This window comes from Flavobacterium luteum (assembly GCF_008806775.1).
Classification (GTDB): domain Bacteria; phylum Bacteroidota; class Bacteroidia; order Flavobacteriales; family Flavobacteriaceae; genus Flavobacterium; species Flavobacterium luteum.
Genome location: NZ_WAEM01000006.1, coordinates 100,411 through 118,520 on the forward strand (window position 1 = coordinate 100,411; position 18,110 = coordinate 118,520).

At 32.9% G+C, this 18,110-nt stretch carries 17 protein-coding genes; 7 read left to right on the plus strand and 10 right to left on the minus strand.

Annotation, left to right across the window (positions count from 1 at the left end; translation table 11 throughout):
* Positions 1 to 87 precede the first annotated feature (87 nt).
* The 7 genes from F6464_RS11295 to F6464_RS11325 form a co-directional block, all read right to left on the minus strand.
* Positions 88 to 432 (minus strand): Hpt domain-containing protein, encoded by a 345-nt coding sequence (locus F6464_RS11295; protein WP_151107930.1) that lies wholly within the window; start codon positions 430 to 432, stop codon positions 88 to 90.
* Complete coding sequence (locus F6464_RS11300) at positions 432 to 1,043, minus strand: fumarylacetoacetate hydrolase family protein (RefSeq protein ID WP_151107931.1); 612 nt, start codon at positions 1,041 to 1,043, stop codon at positions 432 to 434. Before F6464_RS11300 ends, F6464_RS11295 begins: the two co-directional genes overlap by 1 nt.
* Positions 1,044 to 1,125: 82 nt before the next feature.
* Positions 1,126 to 1,896 carry a 3'-5' exonuclease gene (locus F6464_RS11305; protein ID WP_151107933.1) on the minus strand — a complete coding sequence of 257 codons (771 nt, stop codon included), beginning with the start codon at positions 1,894 to 1,896 and terminating at the stop codon, positions 1,126 to 1,128.
* Between the two features lie 130 nt (positions 1,897 to 2,026).
* Positions 2,027 to 3,433, minus strand: coding sequence for a dihydrolipoamide acetyltransferase family protein (locus F6464_RS11310; protein ID WP_151107934.1), 1,407 nt, complete (start codon positions 3,431 to 3,433; stop codon positions 2,027 to 2,029).
* Between the two features lie 77 nt (positions 3,434 to 3,510).
* Positions 3,511 to 4,674, minus strand: coding sequence for a glycosyltransferase family 2 protein (locus F6464_RS11315; RefSeq protein WP_151107936.1), 1,164 nt, complete (start codon positions 4,672 to 4,674; stop codon positions 3,511 to 3,513).
* Between the two features lie 10 nt (positions 4,675 to 4,684).
* Entirely contained in the window at positions 4,685 to 4,990 is a 306-nt protein-coding gene (locus F6464_RS11320) for a hypothetical protein (RefSeq protein WP_151107938.1), read from the minus strand.
* Position 4,991: 1 nt separating this feature from the next.
* Positions 4,992 to 5,210 carry a hypothetical protein gene (locus F6464_RS11325; RefSeq protein WP_151107940.1) on the minus strand — a complete coding sequence of 73 codons (219 nt, stop codon included), beginning with the start codon at positions 5,208 to 5,210 and terminating at the stop codon, positions 4,992 to 4,994.
* Between the two features lie 110 nt (positions 5,211 to 5,320).
* Here F6464_RS11325 and F6464_RS11330 point away from each other — a divergent pair, with 110 nt between their 5' ends.
* Positions 5,321 to 7,183: an ABC-F family ATP-binding cassette domain-containing protein gene (locus F6464_RS11330; RefSeq protein ID WP_151107941.1), complete on the plus strand. Its 1,863-nt coding sequence runs from the start codon at positions 5,321 to 5,323 to the stop codon at positions 7,181 to 7,183.
* A 76-nt stretch (positions 7,184 to 7,259) separates the two neighbouring features.
* Here the strand turns inward: F6464_RS11330 and F6464_RS11335 are convergent, their stop codons facing one another.
* Positions 7,260 to 8,024, minus strand: coding sequence for a hypothetical protein (locus tag F6464_RS11335; protein WP_151107943.1), 765 nt, complete (start codon positions 8,022 to 8,024; stop codon positions 7,260 to 7,262).
* A gap of 403 nt (positions 8,025 to 8,427) precedes the next feature.
* On the minus strand, positions 8,428 to 9,975 hold the full coding sequence (locus F6464_RS11340; protein WP_151107945.1) for an SDR family NAD(P)-dependent oxidoreductase: 1,548 nt from the start codon (positions 9,973 to 9,975) through the stop codon (positions 8,428 to 8,430).
* A 93-nt stretch (positions 9,976 to 10,068) separates the two neighbouring features.
* Between F6464_RS11340 and F6464_RS11345 the strand changes: the two genes are divergently transcribed.
* Complete coding sequence (locus F6464_RS11345) at positions 10,069 to 10,848, plus strand: O-methyltransferase (protein ID WP_151107947.1); 780 nt, start codon at positions 10,069 to 10,071, stop codon at positions 10,846 to 10,848.
* A gap of 2 nt (positions 10,849 to 10,850) precedes the next feature.
* Here the strand turns inward: F6464_RS11345 and F6464_RS11350 are convergent, their stop codons facing one another.
* The gene (locus F6464_RS11350) at positions 10,851 to 11,966 is read right to left on the minus strand and encodes a T9SS type A sorting domain-containing protein (protein ID WP_151107948.1); all 1,116 of its coding nucleotides are present in this window, start codon (positions 11,964 to 11,966) and stop codon (positions 10,851 to 10,853) included.
* 221 nt (positions 11,967 to 12,187) lie between these two features.
* Here F6464_RS11350 and F6464_RS11355 point away from each other — a divergent pair, with 221 nt between their 5' ends.
* The 5 genes from F6464_RS11355 (at position 12,188) to F6464_RS11375 (ending at position 17,990) form a co-directional block, all read left to right on the plus strand.
* Positions 12,188 to 12,874: an ABC transporter ATP-binding protein gene (locus F6464_RS11355; protein ID WP_151107949.1), complete on the plus strand. Its 687-nt coding sequence runs from the start codon at positions 12,188 to 12,190 to the stop codon at positions 12,872 to 12,874.
* 64 nt (positions 12,875 to 12,938) lie between these two features.
* Positions 12,939 to 13,508, plus strand: coding sequence for a cob(I)yrinic acid a,c-diamide adenosyltransferase (locus F6464_RS11360; RefSeq protein WP_151107950.1), 570 nt, complete (start codon positions 12,939 to 12,941; stop codon positions 13,506 to 13,508).
* A 155-nt stretch (positions 13,509 to 13,663) separates the two neighbouring features.
* The gene (locus F6464_RS11365; RefSeq protein WP_007138072.1) at positions 13,664 to 13,885 is read left to right on the plus strand and encodes a DUF2795 domain-containing protein; all 222 of its coding nucleotides are present in this window, start codon (positions 13,664 to 13,666) and stop codon (positions 13,883 to 13,885) included.
* A 90-nt stretch (positions 13,886 to 13,975) separates the two neighbouring features.
* Positions 13,976 to 17,329 (plus strand): preprotein translocase subunit SecA, encoded by a 3,354-nt coding sequence (gene secA, locus F6464_RS11370; RefSeq protein ID WP_151107952.1) that lies wholly within the window; start codon positions 13,976 to 13,978, stop codon positions 17,327 to 17,329.
* 79 nt (positions 17,330 to 17,408) lie between these two features.
* Complete coding sequence (locus tag F6464_RS11375; protein WP_151107954.1) at positions 17,409 to 17,990, plus strand: hypothetical protein; 582 nt, start codon at positions 17,409 to 17,411, stop codon at positions 17,988 to 17,990.
* Positions 17,991 to 18,110: the final 120 nt, after the last annotated feature.

Below are 18,110 nucleotides of genomic sequence, written 5' to 3' on the forward strand. Positions count from 1 at the left end.
TATTTTTGAAATACCTAAAAAAAAATAAAATCCAAACTCTTTAAATTCACTATTTGTGAAAGTAAAAAATCTGGATTTTTGATACTATTACAAACTGAAATCTTTCGAAATCTCTTTTACTGCTTTTTCAATTTGAGATTCAACACTATCAAAAGTGTCTTTTATTTCTTTGCGTTTTCCCTCAGCTCTAGTCCAAGCTTCAATTTGAAGAATTTCTTCAAAGGCTACATTCATGCCTAATAAATCTAGCGATGGCTTTATTTTGTGTGCATAGCTGTATGCTAATTTATGATCTTTAGTCTTAATCCCTAACTTAATTTGGATAAGATCTAACGGAACCTCAGTCACAAAAAGTGTGAGGATTTGATTTACAAATTCAGAATCGTTGTCTGAAAGTGCATATACTTTTGCTAGGTTGTAGTTTAATGCCATTATTTTACTTGTATTCTAAATAGTTTGTTATTTTCTAAAAACCCTTCTAAAACGTCATTTGGTTTTACTGCTGCAACTCCGTCTGGCGTTCCTGTAAAAATAATGTCTCCAATTTTAAGTGTGAAAAATTGAGAAACATGTGCAATTATTTCGTCTATTTTAAACAACATTAGACTAGAATTCCCTCTTTGAACAGTTTTTCCGTTATTTGTTAGTTCAAAATTAATACTTTCTAGCGAACTAAAAATTTTTTTCGATATAAAGTCGCCTATTACCGCTGAACCGTCAAAAGCCTTGGATTTTTCCCATGGCAAACCTTCATTTTTAAGTTTTTCTTGCAAATCTCGAGCGGTAAAATCTAATCCAACACTTATCTCATCATAATACTTGTGTGCAAACTTTGATTCGATATATTTACCTACTTTATTAATACGGACAATGAGTTCAATTTCATGATGAATGTCGTTTGAAAATTCAGGAATTACAAAAGGATGTTGTTTTAACAGAACAGCTGAATCTGGTTTCAGAAAAACAATTGGTTCTTCTGGACGATCGTTTTGTAACTCTTCAATATGTTTGGTATAATTTCTACCAATGCAGATGATTTTCATGATTAGTTTTGGAGTTTATGTTTTGTGGTTTGTGATATGTGGTCAAGAAACGAACCAAGACCTTAGAACTAAAACCCAATACCTATTTCGTGTTCATCTTTCTTAATTTAATAGCCGTTAAAACTTTCTTGGTATATAAGGGGAAATCGGCATTCTGAATCCAGCCGAAATAACCTGGTTCGTCTTCTAATACTTTATCTACTTTTGCACCTTTATGTTTTCCGAAAGAAAAAACCTCATCTCCATCTTTATCATATCCTATAAAACCAGCAAAATCAGCTGATCGTTTACGAGTAGTAAATTCCGATAAGGATTTCATATCATTTTCTAATTCAGGATAACGTTCCAATTGCGCTTTCAGAATTTCGTAAGTTGCCATTGTATCGGCCTCGGCAGAATGAGCATTGTCAAGGCTTTTTCCACAATAAAATTTCAATGCAGCACTTAAAGTACGCTCTTCCATTTTATGAAAAACAGTTTGCACATCAACTGAAACACGGCTTTTCATATCAAAATCGACTCCCGCACGAAGCAATTCTTCGGCTAATAACGGAATATCAAATCGATCGGAATTAAATCCAGCCAAATCACTATCCTTTATCATATTGTAGACTTGCGAAGCCAATTCCTTAAACGTGGGTTCATTAGCTACTCTTTCATTAGTAATACCATGAACCGCTATCACTACCGGAGGAATAACCATTTCTGGATTGACTAGCCATGTCTTGCTTTCTTTGTTTCCGTTTGGAAATACTTTGAATATTGAGATTTCTACAATTCGATCTTTTGCTACTTCAATTCCAGTAGTTTCTAGGTCAAAAAAGCAGATGGGTTTCTTTAATTTGAGTTCCATTATAAATTTTTAGGATTACAAATATAAAGTTTTGAAGCTACCGTTTATCGAATTTATAAAGTTTTTCTTAAAATTAAAAACCCGACAAATTTTAAAAATTTGTCGGGTTTAATAATGAGATAATTACAGTTTATATTGTTCTATTTTCATCAAAAGCTTCCATATATTCTGCTATACGCTTAATGAAACTTCCACCCAGAGAACCGTCTACCACCCTATGATCGTAACTGTGAGAAAGGAACATTTTTTTACGAATTCCAATAAAATCACCTTCGGGAGTTTCGATAACTGATGGCACTTTTCTAATCGCACCTAAAGCTAAAATTCCTACTTGGGGTTGATTGATAATTGGGGTTCCAAATACACTGCCGAAAGTCCCTACATTCGTTACGGTATAAGTTCCGCCTTGGATATCATCTGGTTTTAACTGATTGTTTTTTGCGCGGAAAGCCAAATCATTCACAGCTTTTGCCATTCCGAGCAAATTCAATTGATCTGCATTTTTGATAACCGGAACAATTAAATTTCCGTTAGATAAAGCAGCAGCCATTCCCAAATTGATGTTTTTCTTTTTTATGATATAATCGCCGTCAACAGAAATATTCATCATTGGAAAATCTTTCAATGCTTTTGCTACAATTTCCATGAATATTGGTGTAAAAGTAAGCTTCTCGCCTTCTCTTTTCTCGAATGCATTTTTATTTTTTTCTCTCCAATCCCAAATATTTGAAACATCAACTTCTATAAAGGATTGCACATGAGCTGAAGTTTGAATAGACTGAATCATATAACCTGAAATCAGTTTGCGCATCCTGTCCATTTCAATAATCTCGTCTTGACCATTCACAGAAACTGGTGCTGCTTTTTGAGCAGTTTGTTTCACTGGTTCTTGAACAGGTGCTGCTTTTGGAGATATTTCAGTTTGAACTTTTGGCTCAGCTTCAATTTTTTGTGCTTCATGAACAACTTCTACAGGAGCGACTGTTGTTTGAGCAACTGTTTTTGTTGCATTTGTTCTATTGATAATGTAATCTAAAATATCGTTTTTTGTAACTCTACCATCACTTCCAGAACCCGAAATATGCTCTAATTCATTTATTGTAACACCTTCTTCTCTAGCAATATTTCTTACTAGCGGAGAAAAGAATTTTTCTGAATGGGAATAATCTTGAGATTTGGGGGTTGGGGCTGCAACAAAATCTTTAGCAGATTCGATAGTTTTGAGAACTTCGTCAACAGCAATTGGCGCACTAACCTGAGTGACCTTTTCTTTTACTGTTTCGGTATTTACACTTCCCTCAGTTTCAATAATAGCAATAGTTTGTCCGACTTGAACTAGATCATCTTTTTGAAAAAGTTTTTCAACTAAAACCCCTGAAACTTCGGATGGAACTTCGCTATCAACCTTATCAGTAGCAATTTCAAGAACTGCTTCGTCCATTTGGATTGTGTCGCCAACTTCTTTCAACCAGTTTGTAATGGTTGCTTCTGCAACACTTTCTCCCATTTTAGGAAGTTTTAATTCAAATCTTGCCATATTGCTAACCTAAATGGTGAGTTTTTATTTTAGTTTGCGAAATTAACTTTTTTCTTTCACTAAGCATTGCACAATTCTTACTTTACAAACTTATTTATTTTACCTCTATCGTTACTGTTGTTACTTCCAATAATATAATCCGAGTTTTTGGGCAAAATCTTGAAAGTAAATTTAGAGTTTTTAAACTCTTCCATACTTGCTATAATCGACTTAAATGACCAAAAATTATTATCAAAAATAAATTCGGTATTTTTTTCTGAACTGACTGTAAGCGAATTTATAGTATTTTTTGTTTTAGAATCAACTAGGTTCACTTTATTTCCTAACAAGTTTTCAACTGTTTTTTTTAATTTTTCATCGTCTGAAAACAAGATATATTCATCTGGCTGTCTTGAAATAGTTACAGCTTGACTCTTTTTAAATAACGTGAAAAATAATGCCCCTATTTTCATGAAAAAATCAAAAAGAAAAGACACTTTAAAATGCTTTTTATAGAAAAAATGCATCGCTTGCTGAAACCGTTTCATGTATTCTTCATCTCTTATTGTACTCTCTCCTTTATAATGAATTACCGAAGTTTCATGGAAATAATAATTACTTTTCCCTTTTTTCAAAATCATATACGACAAATCGATATCGTCTGAATACATGAAACAATTTTCATCAAAACCTCCCACTTCGTTATACAAATCCCTTTTCATCATCATAAATGCTCCAACTAGAATGTCGACTTTTCCAGTTTCACTTTCTTTTAAATGTTGCGCATAATATTTTCCGAGTACTTTCGATTTTGGAAATAGTTTATACAAACCGAATATTTTTGTTAAAGCTACAAATGGAGTTGGAATTCCGCGTTTGCTTTCTGGAAGAAAATTCCCTGCACCATCAATTAGTTTACAGCCTACAATGCCTAAATTATTTTTTGTAGCTACAAAGGCTAAAATCTTTTCAAAAGTATCTTCGGCAACAACGGTATCAGGATTTAAAATGCAAACATACTCGCCTTTTGCTTCCTTTACTCCTATATTATTCCCTTTCGGAAAGCCTGAATTTTCTTTGTTTTCAATAAGTTTAATACCTGGAAAACGTTGTTTCATCATTTCACAACTGTCATCAGTAGAATTATTATCGACCACAATTATTTCAGCATCAATGTCTTGGATAGCATTTTGAACGCTTAAAACACACAGTTCTAAGAAAAAGCGAACATTGTAATTGAGGATGATTATAGATAGTTGCATTTGAGATAATTTAAAGCAACTTAATTAAGTCGTCAGGATTTTTTAAGTTGTTCCAAAAAACATACAACTCAATTATTCTAGGATTAGTATCGAAATTGTAGTACAAGGTAGTTTGTTTTGAAATAATGACGGAGTATATTTTTAATTCGTTTTTATAAATTCCTATTTCAGGATTTTTAGACAATCGTTCTAAATTTTCTTCAACTAATAATATGAATTTCTTAACTTCAATCCTATTCCATTTCAAGAGAATAAATTCGGTTTCTTCAATATAAGTATTAAATGCAACTGAATCCCAATTAAAACTATAACTCATTTTACAAATGGTACTTCAATTTAATTTTTTTCATAGCCTCTTCATGAGAAAAAACATTACCCTCTTGGTGATTTTTTTTAGATTTTTCAATTAATTGAACTAAAATCGGATTTAATTGAGAATCATCAGATATTTTATCCTCTAAATTGTATTCAATAGAAGGCTCATCTACTTTATTAAAGTCTATCTTTTCTTGATATTTCTTTGAACTTTTATTCATAACAGTAGCTTTTAAAATCCAAATATACAAAAATCTACTCTCATTTAAAGATTAATTTAAAACATTGCTTCTTGCCTCACAATGACTTACTTTTGCAAAAAATTACACTTGTGAATTACTTATCAGTAGAAAATATATCGAAATCATTTGGAGAGCGAACACTTTTTGAAAACATTTCTTTTGGCATAAACAAAGACCAAAAAATTGCTTTTATAGCCAAAAATGGTTCAGGAAAAACCTGTATCATGAAAATCATCAATGGTGAAGATGAACCTGATACTGGTAATGTGGTTTTGCGTAAGGGAATCAATATGGCTTTTTTGTCGCAAGATGCCAATTTGCAAGACGAACTAACCATTGAAGAAAGTATTTTCGCTTCGGATAATATCGTTTTAAAAGTCATCGAAGAATATGAAAAAGCATTAGAAAACCCTGAAGATGAAGATGCTTATCAAAAGGCATTTGACAAAATGGATCAACATAATGCTTGGGATTTTGAAACGCAATTCAAACAAATTTTGTTCAAATTAAAGTTGGAAGACTTTAAGTTGAAAGTAAAAAATCTTTCTGGTGGTCAGAAAAAAAGGCTGTCACTTGCAATAATTTTAATAAATCGCCCGGACTTATTAATTTTAGATGAGCCTACCAATCACTTAGATTTAGAGATGATAGAATGGCTTGAGAGTTATTTCGCCAAAGAAAACATTACCTTATTTATGGTAACGCACGACCGTTTCTTTTTAGAACGGGTTTGCAATGAAATCATAGAACTTGACAACGGAAAATTATACCAATACAGAGGCAATTACTCCTATTACTTAGAGAAAAAAGAAGAACGCATTGCTTCAGAAAATTCGAGTGTTGATAAAGCTCAAAATTTATTTGTAAAAGAACTAGAATGGATGCGTCGCCAACCCAAAGCGAGAACAACTAAATCAAAATCGCGTCAAGATGATTTTTATCTAATTAAGGAAAAAGCACAAAGTCGAAGAAAAGAGAATGCTGTAGAGCTCGAAATTAATATGGAACGAATGGGTTCGAAAATCATCGAATTGCATAAAATTTCTAAGAAATTTAAAGACAGAGTAATTTTAGATAATTTTAGTTTCGATTTTCAGCGTGGTGAGCGTATTGGAATTATTGGGAAAAACGGAACTGGAAAATCTACTTTTCTAAATCTAATTACTGGAACAATTCCTGTTGATGGAGGAAAAGTGATAACTGGTGACACTATAAAAGTGGGTTATTATACGCAAAGCGGCATCAACCCAAAACCTGGTCAAAAAGTTATAGATATTATCAAAGAATATGGTGAATTTATTCCGCTTGCAAAAGGGAAATTAATTTCGGCTGGGCAATTGTTGGAGCGTTTTCTTTTTGATAGAAAAAAGCAGCATGATTTTGTAGAAAAATTGAGTGGTGGAGAATTAAAACGATTGTATTTATGTACCGTTTTGATTCAGAATCCAAACTTCTTGATTCTTGATGAGCCTACTAATGATTTAGATATTGTGACATTAAATGTTTTAGAAAGCTTCCTTTTAGACTATCCTGGTTGTTTACTGGTAGTTTCGCATGATCGCTATTTTATGGACAAAATTGTTGATCACCTATTTGTTTTTAGAGGCGATGGCGTAATTGAAGATTTTCCTGGAAATTATTCCGATTTTAGGGCTTATGAAGACAGTGCAGATGTTGCTCAAAAAGAAGAAAACAAAGCGGAGAAGAAAGACTGGAAACAAAATAATCCGACGGGAAATTTAACTTTTAACGAGCAAAAAGAATTTCAAAAAATTGAAAGAGAAATCAAAGATTTAGAAATCGAAAAAGCTAAAATTGAGCAACTTTTTTCTGATGGAAAAGTTTTAGATTCCGATATTGCAAATAAAGCCAACGAATTAAAAAACATCATCCAAAAAATGGAAGATAAAGAAGAACGTTGGTTTGAGTTGAGTGCTAAGATAGAAGGATAGTATATTATTTCCAGATCAGATGGTTTTTGGGACTCATAATAACAAGTAAGTTAATACTATCCAAATCTCCCGTTTGCTAACTAAAAACTTTACTTTCTTTCAGTTTACGTATTTCTTTCATTCGTTTCCAAGTAACTAAATGTCTTTGTTTGTATAACCACAAACTACCTAAATCTAAAAGAAAGTAAAACAAACTAATTCCGCTTGGTGGATTTGCACTTTTTAAAAAAGGAAAAATACCATAAGCAGTTTTTGGCCAAGCCCAACACTGGTAATGGGTTCCTATAATTTCTAAAAAAGCCACTATGATATACATACTTAAAAAGAACAATCGTTCTCTTGGTTTGTTTCTTAATAAAAAGATTACCAATAAAGACATTACAAACCCAAAAATATCATTTGCAAAAATTAAAAATAGTGTCGAGTAAATTAATACAAAAATTGTAAAGACTTTTTCGATTTGACTTCTATACATTTTTACAAATGATTCTTTGCAAAAATAGATTGCAGTAGCATATACTATTGCATGTCCTGGCGGAACATATAAAGGAATATTACCCAATCTATAGGTATACATTCCTAAAACAATTGAAAACAAATGCTCTCCAATAAAACCTATTAGAACTGCATAAACCATTAGTTCTCTAATCCTAGAAGTTGATCTATAAAATAATATAGAAAACCCAATTAACATAACTAATGTAGCCAAATGTTGTGAATCTTTATAGATTGGCACTACATACTTACTGTCTAAAAATAATCCAATAGTGATGAATGAGAATAAATAAAAAATAGTTTTGATGGAAGATAAAAAAAATGGCCATACGATTTTACTATTCATTTGGCGAAAATACAAACTATTTGAATTAAAAAAAAGTGAGAGTGTAAACTCAGCAGTTATAAAATAAAACAGTTACAAATTATACAAATTGACATAAATTTAGATAGCATATATTCCATGAATCTACTAAAGTTAAATAAAATTTGAATGAATCTGTTCTTAATTAAAAAGTCTCTAGGGGATTTCTTTTGGTTTGAATTAAGCCATAAAGAGATTTATGTAGAAGGATTTTTATGTTTTAAAACTGTGAACAAAAATTCATTTGGTAACTGATTCTTTAAGGAATAAAAATTATGATTAAAATGGTATCCCTAGTGGTTCTGTAAATATTTTGAAGTAAAATTAAATTCAGTAAATTAGAATTAATTAATCCAATTTAGCTTGTTATGTGGTTAGAGATCTTCTACCAAGCAATCGGTCTGTAATCTTTCAAAAACTTACCACACCAATGTTTTCCTGTATTAATTCCGTCAAACAATGGATCCATAACACGAGCAGCACCATCCACAATATCTAAAGGGGGCTGAAAGTCTTGTTCTTCTTGTTTCTTTTTAGCTAATTCTACAGGATCTTCATCGGTGACCCAACCAGTATCAACTGCATTCATAAATATTCCGTCTTTTGCCAAAGTTCCAGCGGCAGTATGGGTAAGCATATTTAAGGCTGCTTTTGCCATATTGGTATGCGGATGGCGATCTTCCTTAAAATCTCGGTAAAACTTCCCTTCCATTGCCGAAACATTAATGATGTGCTTTTTACCAGTATAGTCTTTTTTCATCATTTCTGAAAGACGGTTACACAATACAAATGGCGCTACAGAATTGACTAGTTGTACTTCAATCATTTCAGTTGTTTCTATTTGACCTAATTTCAAACGCCAACTGTTTGTTTTCCGTAAATCTACTTGTTGCAAATCGGCATCCAACTCCCCTTCTGGAAAAACTTCTTTGGCTACTAAGGCATTATCAAAAGAATATGGGATCTGTGATAATTTAGCAGAAGCACGTAAACCAATTCCAGGCTCTGGTCCGTGCCAAGTTACTGGCATATTTTCATTAGATAAAAAACCTGAAGTCAATACTTTTAGTTCAGCTAAACAATGAGTGTAATCCAATAATAGATCTTGAACAACTTTTGGCAAAGAAATTATAGAACGCTCTTCGTTTTCTATCAAGTGTTTGTAAAATCCAGCGGGACGTCTCACGGTTTGCGCCGCATTGTTTATTAAAATATCCAATCGACCATATTTTTGTCCAATAAAATTACAGAAAATTTCCACACTAGGAATGTGTCTTAAATCTAATCCTATAATTTTAAGGCGGTGTCCCCAATTTATAAAATCATATTCTTTAGCAAAACGCAATGCTGAGTCTACTGGGAAACGAGTTGTAGCAATTACTGTAGCCCCACCTCGCAAAAGCATCAACGTAATATGATAGCCTATTTTTAATCGAGAACCCGTTATAACTGCAATTTGTCCTTTTACATCAGCAGTTTGAAAACGTTTGGCATAATTAAAATCACCACAATCAGCACACATCGTATCATAAAAGTGATGCATCTTCGTAAATTCTGTTTTACATACATAACACTTTCTAGGCGTTTCAAATTCTAATTGTTCTTTGTATTCTAAAACGTGTGAAGCCAACAGTTTTGGAGCCACAAATACACTTGCTTCTCGAGCAGAACGAATTCCTGTTTCTTTACGAGCAGTTCGGTCTTTTTTGTCCTGTTTGCGTTTTGCTACAGCTTTTCCATCTTTCTTCCTTTTAGCCAATTCCTCCCGATTAGGGCGCGAAAATTGGCCAGCAACTTTAATCAAAGCGGTTCTTTGATCTTTAGGAATGTCAAATATTTGGGCTGTGGCTGTGTTTAATTGTGACAAAATAGCAATACATCTGTCAATTTCTTCCGAAGTTATGGTAACCTTACTGTTTATTTCTTCCTTCATAGAGTTCTAAAAATCAAGGTGGCAAATATAGCCATACTCTACTCAATTCTCGATTTAATCTTTGTATCTTCGCATTCATTTCTCAGATTTTTTATGATATTCCAAATAAAATCCTATTTAAAATTCATTTGGAACTCCAAAAATGAACACGCCGTTCACTCCCCTTTTGTGTTTGATTTGGTTACCAAATGTTTTTATGACAAGAGGTCAAAACCCGAATATTCAATTCTAAAAAAATATAGAAAATCGCTTTTTGAAAATACAGAAACGATTGAGGTTACCGATTTTGGTGCTGGTTCTAAAGTGTTTAAATCGAATATCCGTGAAGTTTCAAAAATTGCTAAAACGGCAGGAATTTCATCCAAACGAGCTAAACTATTATTCCGAATTGTAAATTATTTTGAGCCAAATGCTATTTTAGAAATTGGAACTTCATTAGGATTAGCCACTTCTGCCCTAGCCGTGAGAAATACAAAAGCAACAATTGTAACATTAGAAGGCTGCCAAAATACTATTGCAATTGCAACAAAACAATGTCAATTGCAAAATCTAAATAACATTGAATTTGTAAATACTGAGTTTTCAAGTTATCTTAAAAATCATCAATTATCAACTGTCAATTATCAATTAATTTACTTCGATGGCAATCATTCCAAAAAAGCTACATTAGATTATTTTGAACTTTTATTACCAACAATTACTAACGAAAGCATTTGGATTTTTGATGATATTCATTGGTCTACAGCCATGGAAGAAGCTTGGAAAACCATAAAAGCACACCCGAAAGTCACTGTTACTATTGATACTTTTCAGTGGGGAATTGTTTTTTTTAGAATCGAGCAAGAAAAAGAGCATTTTGTGATTCGAGTTTAATTTTAGTTTTTTACTACTTTATAAACACCCGTTCCTTTAGCTGTAGAAACCCTTACTAAATACATTCCTTTTTCTAAAGAAGATAAATTAATTTTCAAATTGGAATTTTTATTATCCTTTTTTATTAATTCTTGTCCGTTAACATTAAACAACCTGATTTCATTAATAGTTTCTGAAGCATTGACAATTATTTCACCCCGAGTCGGATTAGGAAAAAAATGGACGTCTTCATGTTTAAATTCATCAATTCTCAAGGATTTTGTTGTAAATGATAACGGGCCAATCCATTCACTATAGATATCACCATCAAAACCTCCACAATTTTTTCGAACATATACATTGTAAGTTTCATTTGGTGAAAGCCCAAAAATTGTAAATGGAGTCAACGGAATAGATTCAGTTTGCAACATAAAACCGGTACCTAAAACAAATCCATCAAATCCATATTGTATATCCCAAAATTGTATTTCGGAACTATTGTTATTCCAAGTGATAGTTGCCTGATCGAATAAAACTTCTAATAAGTTTAAATTATTCGGTGCCTCACATGACAAAGAATTGACTTTAACAGCATTCAAGCATACGCCAGCAATTTCGCTGCTTTTTCCGTCTATAACAAATCGATATCTGAAATTCTGCATTTGATTGCTGCTTAAAGAAGAAAAATCGAAATACGTAGTTACCGAAGAATAAATAGGATCGAAAGTACATGTTTTAAAATTGCCGACCAGAGCCAAAGGAGCAGATCCTTCAGGAAAAGAAAACCAGTTCCCTGTATCTTGATTCCATACTTGAATATAGAGAACGTCATTCGCATATGATTCATAAGCAATATTAAAAGTCAATTTTAAAAATTTTTCATTTCCATCAAAAGCGGGTTGCAAATTAAAAAAAGGAGAAGTAAGCCACAATAAAGTCGAAGATCCTGAAGGTGTTACCAAAGACGTATCGTAAGAAAAATTGGAATTAATTGTTGGATTAGAAAGTAAAGCTTGAGGAGTGTAGGTTCCAGTAACCGTCCAATTCGGATTTGGCCAATTTTCATTTCTTACTAAAATTTGCCCACACAATGTTTGAAAACATAAAAAGCAATTCAGAAGGATATTTGTATTTTTCATTTTTACACTATTTTAAATTAAAACTCAGTTTAAAACAACTACTTAAATTAAAAAAACTATCCCTAAGTTACAAAATAAATCCTTGAATTCAAAGTACTTATATATTTTATTCTTGTAAAAATTCTTAAGAAAAATTTTTGTAACACAATTGACTAAAAAACTACTTACTTAAAAAGCAAATAACATTTCGTATCTTTAAAACCAAAAATAGAAAAGCAAAAATGGCAAAACCATTAATAAAAATAACCAATATTAAACGTGATTTTAAACTCGGAAATGAAATCGTTTATGTACTTAAAGGAATTGATTTAGAAATAAATAAAGGAGAATATGTAGCACTAATGGGACCATCAGGTTCTGGAAAATCAACTTTGATGAATATTTTGGGATGTTTAGATACCGCAACTTCAGGAAGCTATATTTTAAATAATAAAGATGTAAGCCAAATGCATGATGATGAATTGGCAGAAATTCGGAACAAAGAAATAGGTTTCGTTTTTCAAACTTTTAATTTAATGCCTAGAACTAACGCATTAAACAATGTGGCATTACCAATGATTTATGCGGGTTACTCAAAATCAGAAAGAAATATACGAGCTAAAGAAGTTCTTGAACAAGTTAATTTAGCTGATAGAATGGATCATCAACCCAACCAGCTTTCTGGAGGACAACGCCAACGTGTAGCTATTGCCAGAGCATTAGTAAATAAACCTTCGATAATTTTGGCTGATGAACCTACCGGTAATTTAGACAGTAAAACATCAAACGAAATTATGAAATTATTTGACGATATTCACAAACTAGGAAACACCATTATTGTAGTTACACACGAAGAAGAAATTGCCGCTTATGCTAATAGAGTCATTCGTTTACGAGACGGTTTAATAGAAAGCGATACCACTAAATGATTTTGATTTTATATTACTTCAAGATAATTCCTAAATCAAAAATCTCAAATCAAAAATTAATAGAATGAAAGTATATACAAAAACAGGAGATACAGGCACCACAGCATTATTTGGTGGAACAAGAGTGCCCAAAGATCATATTCGAATCGAAAGTTACGGTACAGTAGATGAACTAAATTCGCATATAGGATTAATTCGAGATCAGGAAATGAATGCTCATTATAAAGATATTCTTATAGAAATTCAGGATCGCCTTTTTACTGTAGGTGCAATTTTGGCAACTCCACCTGAAAAAGAAGTTTTAAAAAACGGAGAATTGCGTCTTAAAAATCTTGGAATTATAGAAACCGATATCGAACTTTTAGAAAACGAAATCGATGCTATGGAAGAAGCACTTCCGCCAATGACTCATTTTGTTTTACCTGGCGGACATACAACGGTGTCATATTGTCATATTGCTCGATGTGTTTGCCGAAGAGCAGAACGCTTAGCGGTACATTTAGACCACAACGAACCCGTTGCAGGAAACGCAATTAAGTATCTTAACCGTCTTTCTGACTATCTTTTTGTACTGGCACGAAAGTTGTCTCTTGATTTGAAAGCAGATGAAGTAAAATGGATCCCGAGGAAATAGTATTTTTATAGTTTTTGTATTACAAAAATCTTAAATTAAAAACCCTAAATCCTTAATAAAAACACGTTCTTAACTTTATTATTAAAATAAATCAAATTTTACTTGACTTTTTCAGTAAAAAAATTATTTTTGCATTAAATTAAAATCAAAGCAAGATGTATTGGACATTAGAATTAGCATCCTATTTGAGCGATGCGCCTTGGCCGGCTAACAAAGATGAGCTTATTGACTACGCAATTAGAGCTGGAGCACCACTAGAAGTAGTGGAAAACCTTCAATCTATAGAAGACGAAGGCGAGATATATGAATCGATGGAAGAAATTTGGCCGGATTATCCAACAGACGAAGACTACCTTTGGAATGAGGATGAATATTAAAAAAATATTAAAACCAATAAAAGTCTCAGTTGAGGCTTTTTTTTTGTTTAAATTTGCACACCTTATCAATTAAGAAATTATACAACCATCATGAGTTTCATAAATAGTATCATAAAAGTTTTTGTAGGAGATAAATCTCAAAAAGATGTAAAAGCTTTACAAGGAAATGTCAATAAAATTAAAGCACTCGAAAGTATCTTAGGGAATTTATCTAACGATGAATTGCGAGCAAAAACAATTGAGTTTAAAGAAAAAATTAAGTTAGCTCGTACTGAAAAAGATGCTAAAATAAATGCCTTAAAAACTGAAGTTGAACTTATCGAAGATATAGATAAAAGAGAAGATATTTACGCCGCTATAGACGCACTCGAAAAAGAAGCCTATGATATTTCAGAAAAAACATTAAGCGAAATTCTTCCAGAAGCTTTTGCCGTTATTAAAGAAACAGCAAAACGATTCAAAGAAAACACGCAACTTGTTGTTACAGCAACTGCAAAAGACAGAGAACTTTCTGCAACAAAATCGTATATCAACATCGTTGGCGATACCGCTGTTTGGGCAAATTCATGGAATGCTGCTGGGAAACAAATCACGTGGGACATGGTGCATTATGACGTTCAATTAATTGGCGGTATGGTATTGCACGAAGGAAAAGTAGCTGAAATGCAAACTGGTGAAGGAAAAACTTTAGTAGCAACATTACCATTATACCTAAACGCTCTAACCGGAAACGGAGTACATTTAGTAACCGTAAACGACTATTTAGCAAAACGTGATAGTACTTGGAAAGCACCATTATTTGAATTTCACGGGATGACAGTTGACTGTATCGACAATCACCAGCCCAATTCAGATGAAAGAAGAAAAGCCTACGAAGCTGATATTACTTACGGTACCAATAACGAATTTGGCTTTGATTATTTAAGAGATAATATGGCGCACTCACCAGAAGATTTGGTGCAGAGAAAGCACAATTTTGCTATTGTTGATGAAGTCGATTCGGTTTTGATTGATGATGCGAGAACACCATTAATTATTTCTGGGCCTGTTCCTCAAGGAGATCGCCACGAATTTAATGAATTGAAACCAAAAATCGAAAATTTAGTAAGCCTTCAAAGACAATTGGCCAACGGATTTTTGACTGAAGCCAAACGTTTGGTTAAAGAAGGAAATACTAAAGATGGTGGTTTTAATTTATTGAGAGCCTACAGAGCTTTACCTAAAAACAAAGCTTTAATTAAATTTTTGAGTGAAGAAGGCATCAAACAGTTGCTTCAAAAAACAGAAAATCAATACATGCAAGACAACAATCGCGACATGCATATTGTTGACGAAGCCTTATATTTTGTGATTGAAGAGAAAAACAATCAAGTTGAATTGTCTGATAACGGAATTAAATTCCTTTCAAACGATACTGGTGGAAATTTCTTTATTTTACCAGACATTGGAACCGAAATTGCCAGAATAGAAAAATTAGCGTTGAGCAAAGATGAGGAAGCCGAAGAAAAAGAAAAATTGTTTCAAGATTTCTCTATCAAAAGCGAACGTATCCATACTTTAACGCAATTGCTTAAAGCCTACACCCTTTTTGAAAAAGATGTAGAGTATGTAATCATGGACAATAAAATTTTAATTGTCGATGAACAAACGGGGCGTATTATGGATGGTCGTCGTTATTCTGACGGATTACACCAAGCCATTGAAGCCAAAGAAAACGTAAAAATTGAAGCAGCAACACAAACTTTTGCAACCGTAACTTTACAGAATTATTTCAGGATGTATAGCAAACTAGCAGGTATGACTGGAACTGCGGTAACAGAAGCTGGTGAACTTTGGGAAATATACAAATTAGATGTGGTAGAAATCCCTACCAATCGCCCTATGGCAAGAGCCGATAAAGAAGATTTTATTTATAAAACGACTCGTGAAAAATTCAATGCAGTTATTGAAGATGTAAGCGAATTATCCAATGCTGGTCGTCCTGTTTTAATTGGAACAACTTCGGTAGAAATCTCTGAATTACTAAGCCGAATGTTAAAAATGCGTGGTGTTCAGCATAATGTATTGAATGCTAAAATGCACAAACAAGAAGCACAAATTGTAGAAGAAGCTGGAAAAGCTGGAGTCGTAACCATTGCCACCAATATGGCGGGTCGTGGAACGGATATTAAATTATCGGCAGAAGTAAAAGCAGCAGGCGGACTGGCCATTGTAGGTACTGAGCGTCATGATTCCCGTCGTGTAGACAGACAGTTGCGTGGTCGTGCTGGTCGTCAAGGTGATGTAGGAAGTTCACAATTTTATGTTTCACTAGAAGACAACCTGATGCGACTTTTTGGATCAGAAAGAGTCGCTAAAGTAATGGATAGAATGGGATTGAAAGAAGGCGAAGTGATTCAACATTCGATGATGACCAAATCGATAGAGCGTGCTCAGAAAAAAGTAGAAGAGAATAACTTCGGAACACGTAAACGTTTGTTAGAATATGATGATGTAATGAATGCACAACGTGAAGTGGTTTATAAACGCCGTCGTCATGCTTTGCACGGAGAACGTCTAAAAGTAGATATTGCCAACATGATGTATGATACCTGCGAAGTTATTGTTGAGGCAAACAAACAAGCGAAAGATTTCAAAAATTTTGAATTTGAATTGATTCGCTATTTCTCCATTACGTCACCTGTTTCAGAAAGTGAATTTGAAAAACTATCTGAAATGGAATTGACTGGTAAAGTGTACAAAGTAGCTTTAGAATTTTACACCGAAAAAACAGAGAGAAGCGCTAGAGAAGCTTTTCCAATTATAAAAAATGTTTACGAAGACAAAAGCAATCAGTTCGAACGTATTGTAGTTCCTTTTACCGACGGAATCAAATCATTGAATGTAGTAACTGACTTGAAAAAGGCTTATGAAACCAACGGAAAACAATTGATTGCCGATTTTGAAAAAAACATCACCTTAGCCATTGTAGATGAAGCTTGGAAAAAACACTTGCGTAAAATGGACGAATTGAAACAATCGGTTCAATTAGCGGTTCATGAACAAAAAGACCCTTTGCTTATTTATAAATTTGAAGCATTCAAATTATTCAGTTCTATGCTAAATGGCGTAAATAAAGAAGTAATTTCCTTTTTATTTAAGGGCGATTTACCAGCACAAAATGCGCCGGCTATTCAAGAAGCAAAACAAGTTAAGGTAAAAGAAAATTATAAAACCAGTAAAGACGAAGTGCCAAATAGCGATACGCTAGCAGAACAAAATCGTGAAGCTGGGCAAACCCAACAACGCCAGGTTACGGAAACTATCGTTAGAGAAATGCCAAAAATCAACAGAAACGACACGGTAACAATTAAACATGTTATGAGTGGTAAAACGGATACGATGAAATACAAAAAAGCAGAAAGCATGTTGCATTCTGGCGAATGGATTATTGTAAATGACTAATTCTAAATATTAAACTAAAAGACATCCTCAATTGCGAAAGCAGTTGAGGATTTTTTTATTTTTGAATAAATCAAAAATCATGAAAACAAAATTAATTTTGCTATTGCTACTTTGTAGTTTTACCTCTTTTTCTCAAACTATAGAAAAACTAAGAGTAGCTACCAAAAAAATCTACGATGCAAATTATACTATGGATTTTGACACCATCGTAAACCTAACCTATCCAAAAATTGTTGAAACCCTTGGCGGCAAAAATGCCATGCTCAACAAACTCGATTCTGATTATCAGAATGAAGAATTTAGAATGCGATTAGAATTAGTAACGCCTGTTTTTCAGTATTCAGAAATAAAAAAAATTGAAGGCAAAACATTTTGCGTCATTACCTATAAAAATCCTATCCGCTATTTTTTTGAAAACAAACTCGACAGTGATGCTGCAATAAACAAAGCAAATTGGTTAACAGAAAACAGCTCTACTAAAGAGGTTTTTTTTGAACCTAAGCGCAATAGCATTAATGTAAAACGAATCTCAAAATTGGTTGCTATTGCTGACGAAACAACAAGCAAGGAATGGAAGTTCTTTAACTTTGATGATTCATCGCAGAGAGAAATTTTTAAAACCCTTTTCATTGAAAACACAAAAAAAGAATTAGGATTTTAATAAGAACCAAAAAAATAATAATTATCTTTACTTCAATAGATTCTAAAAACTAACTTTAAAACAAATATCATGGCTAAGAGTCAAGACGCAAAGAAAACCGTAAAAAAAGAGCCCCTTAAA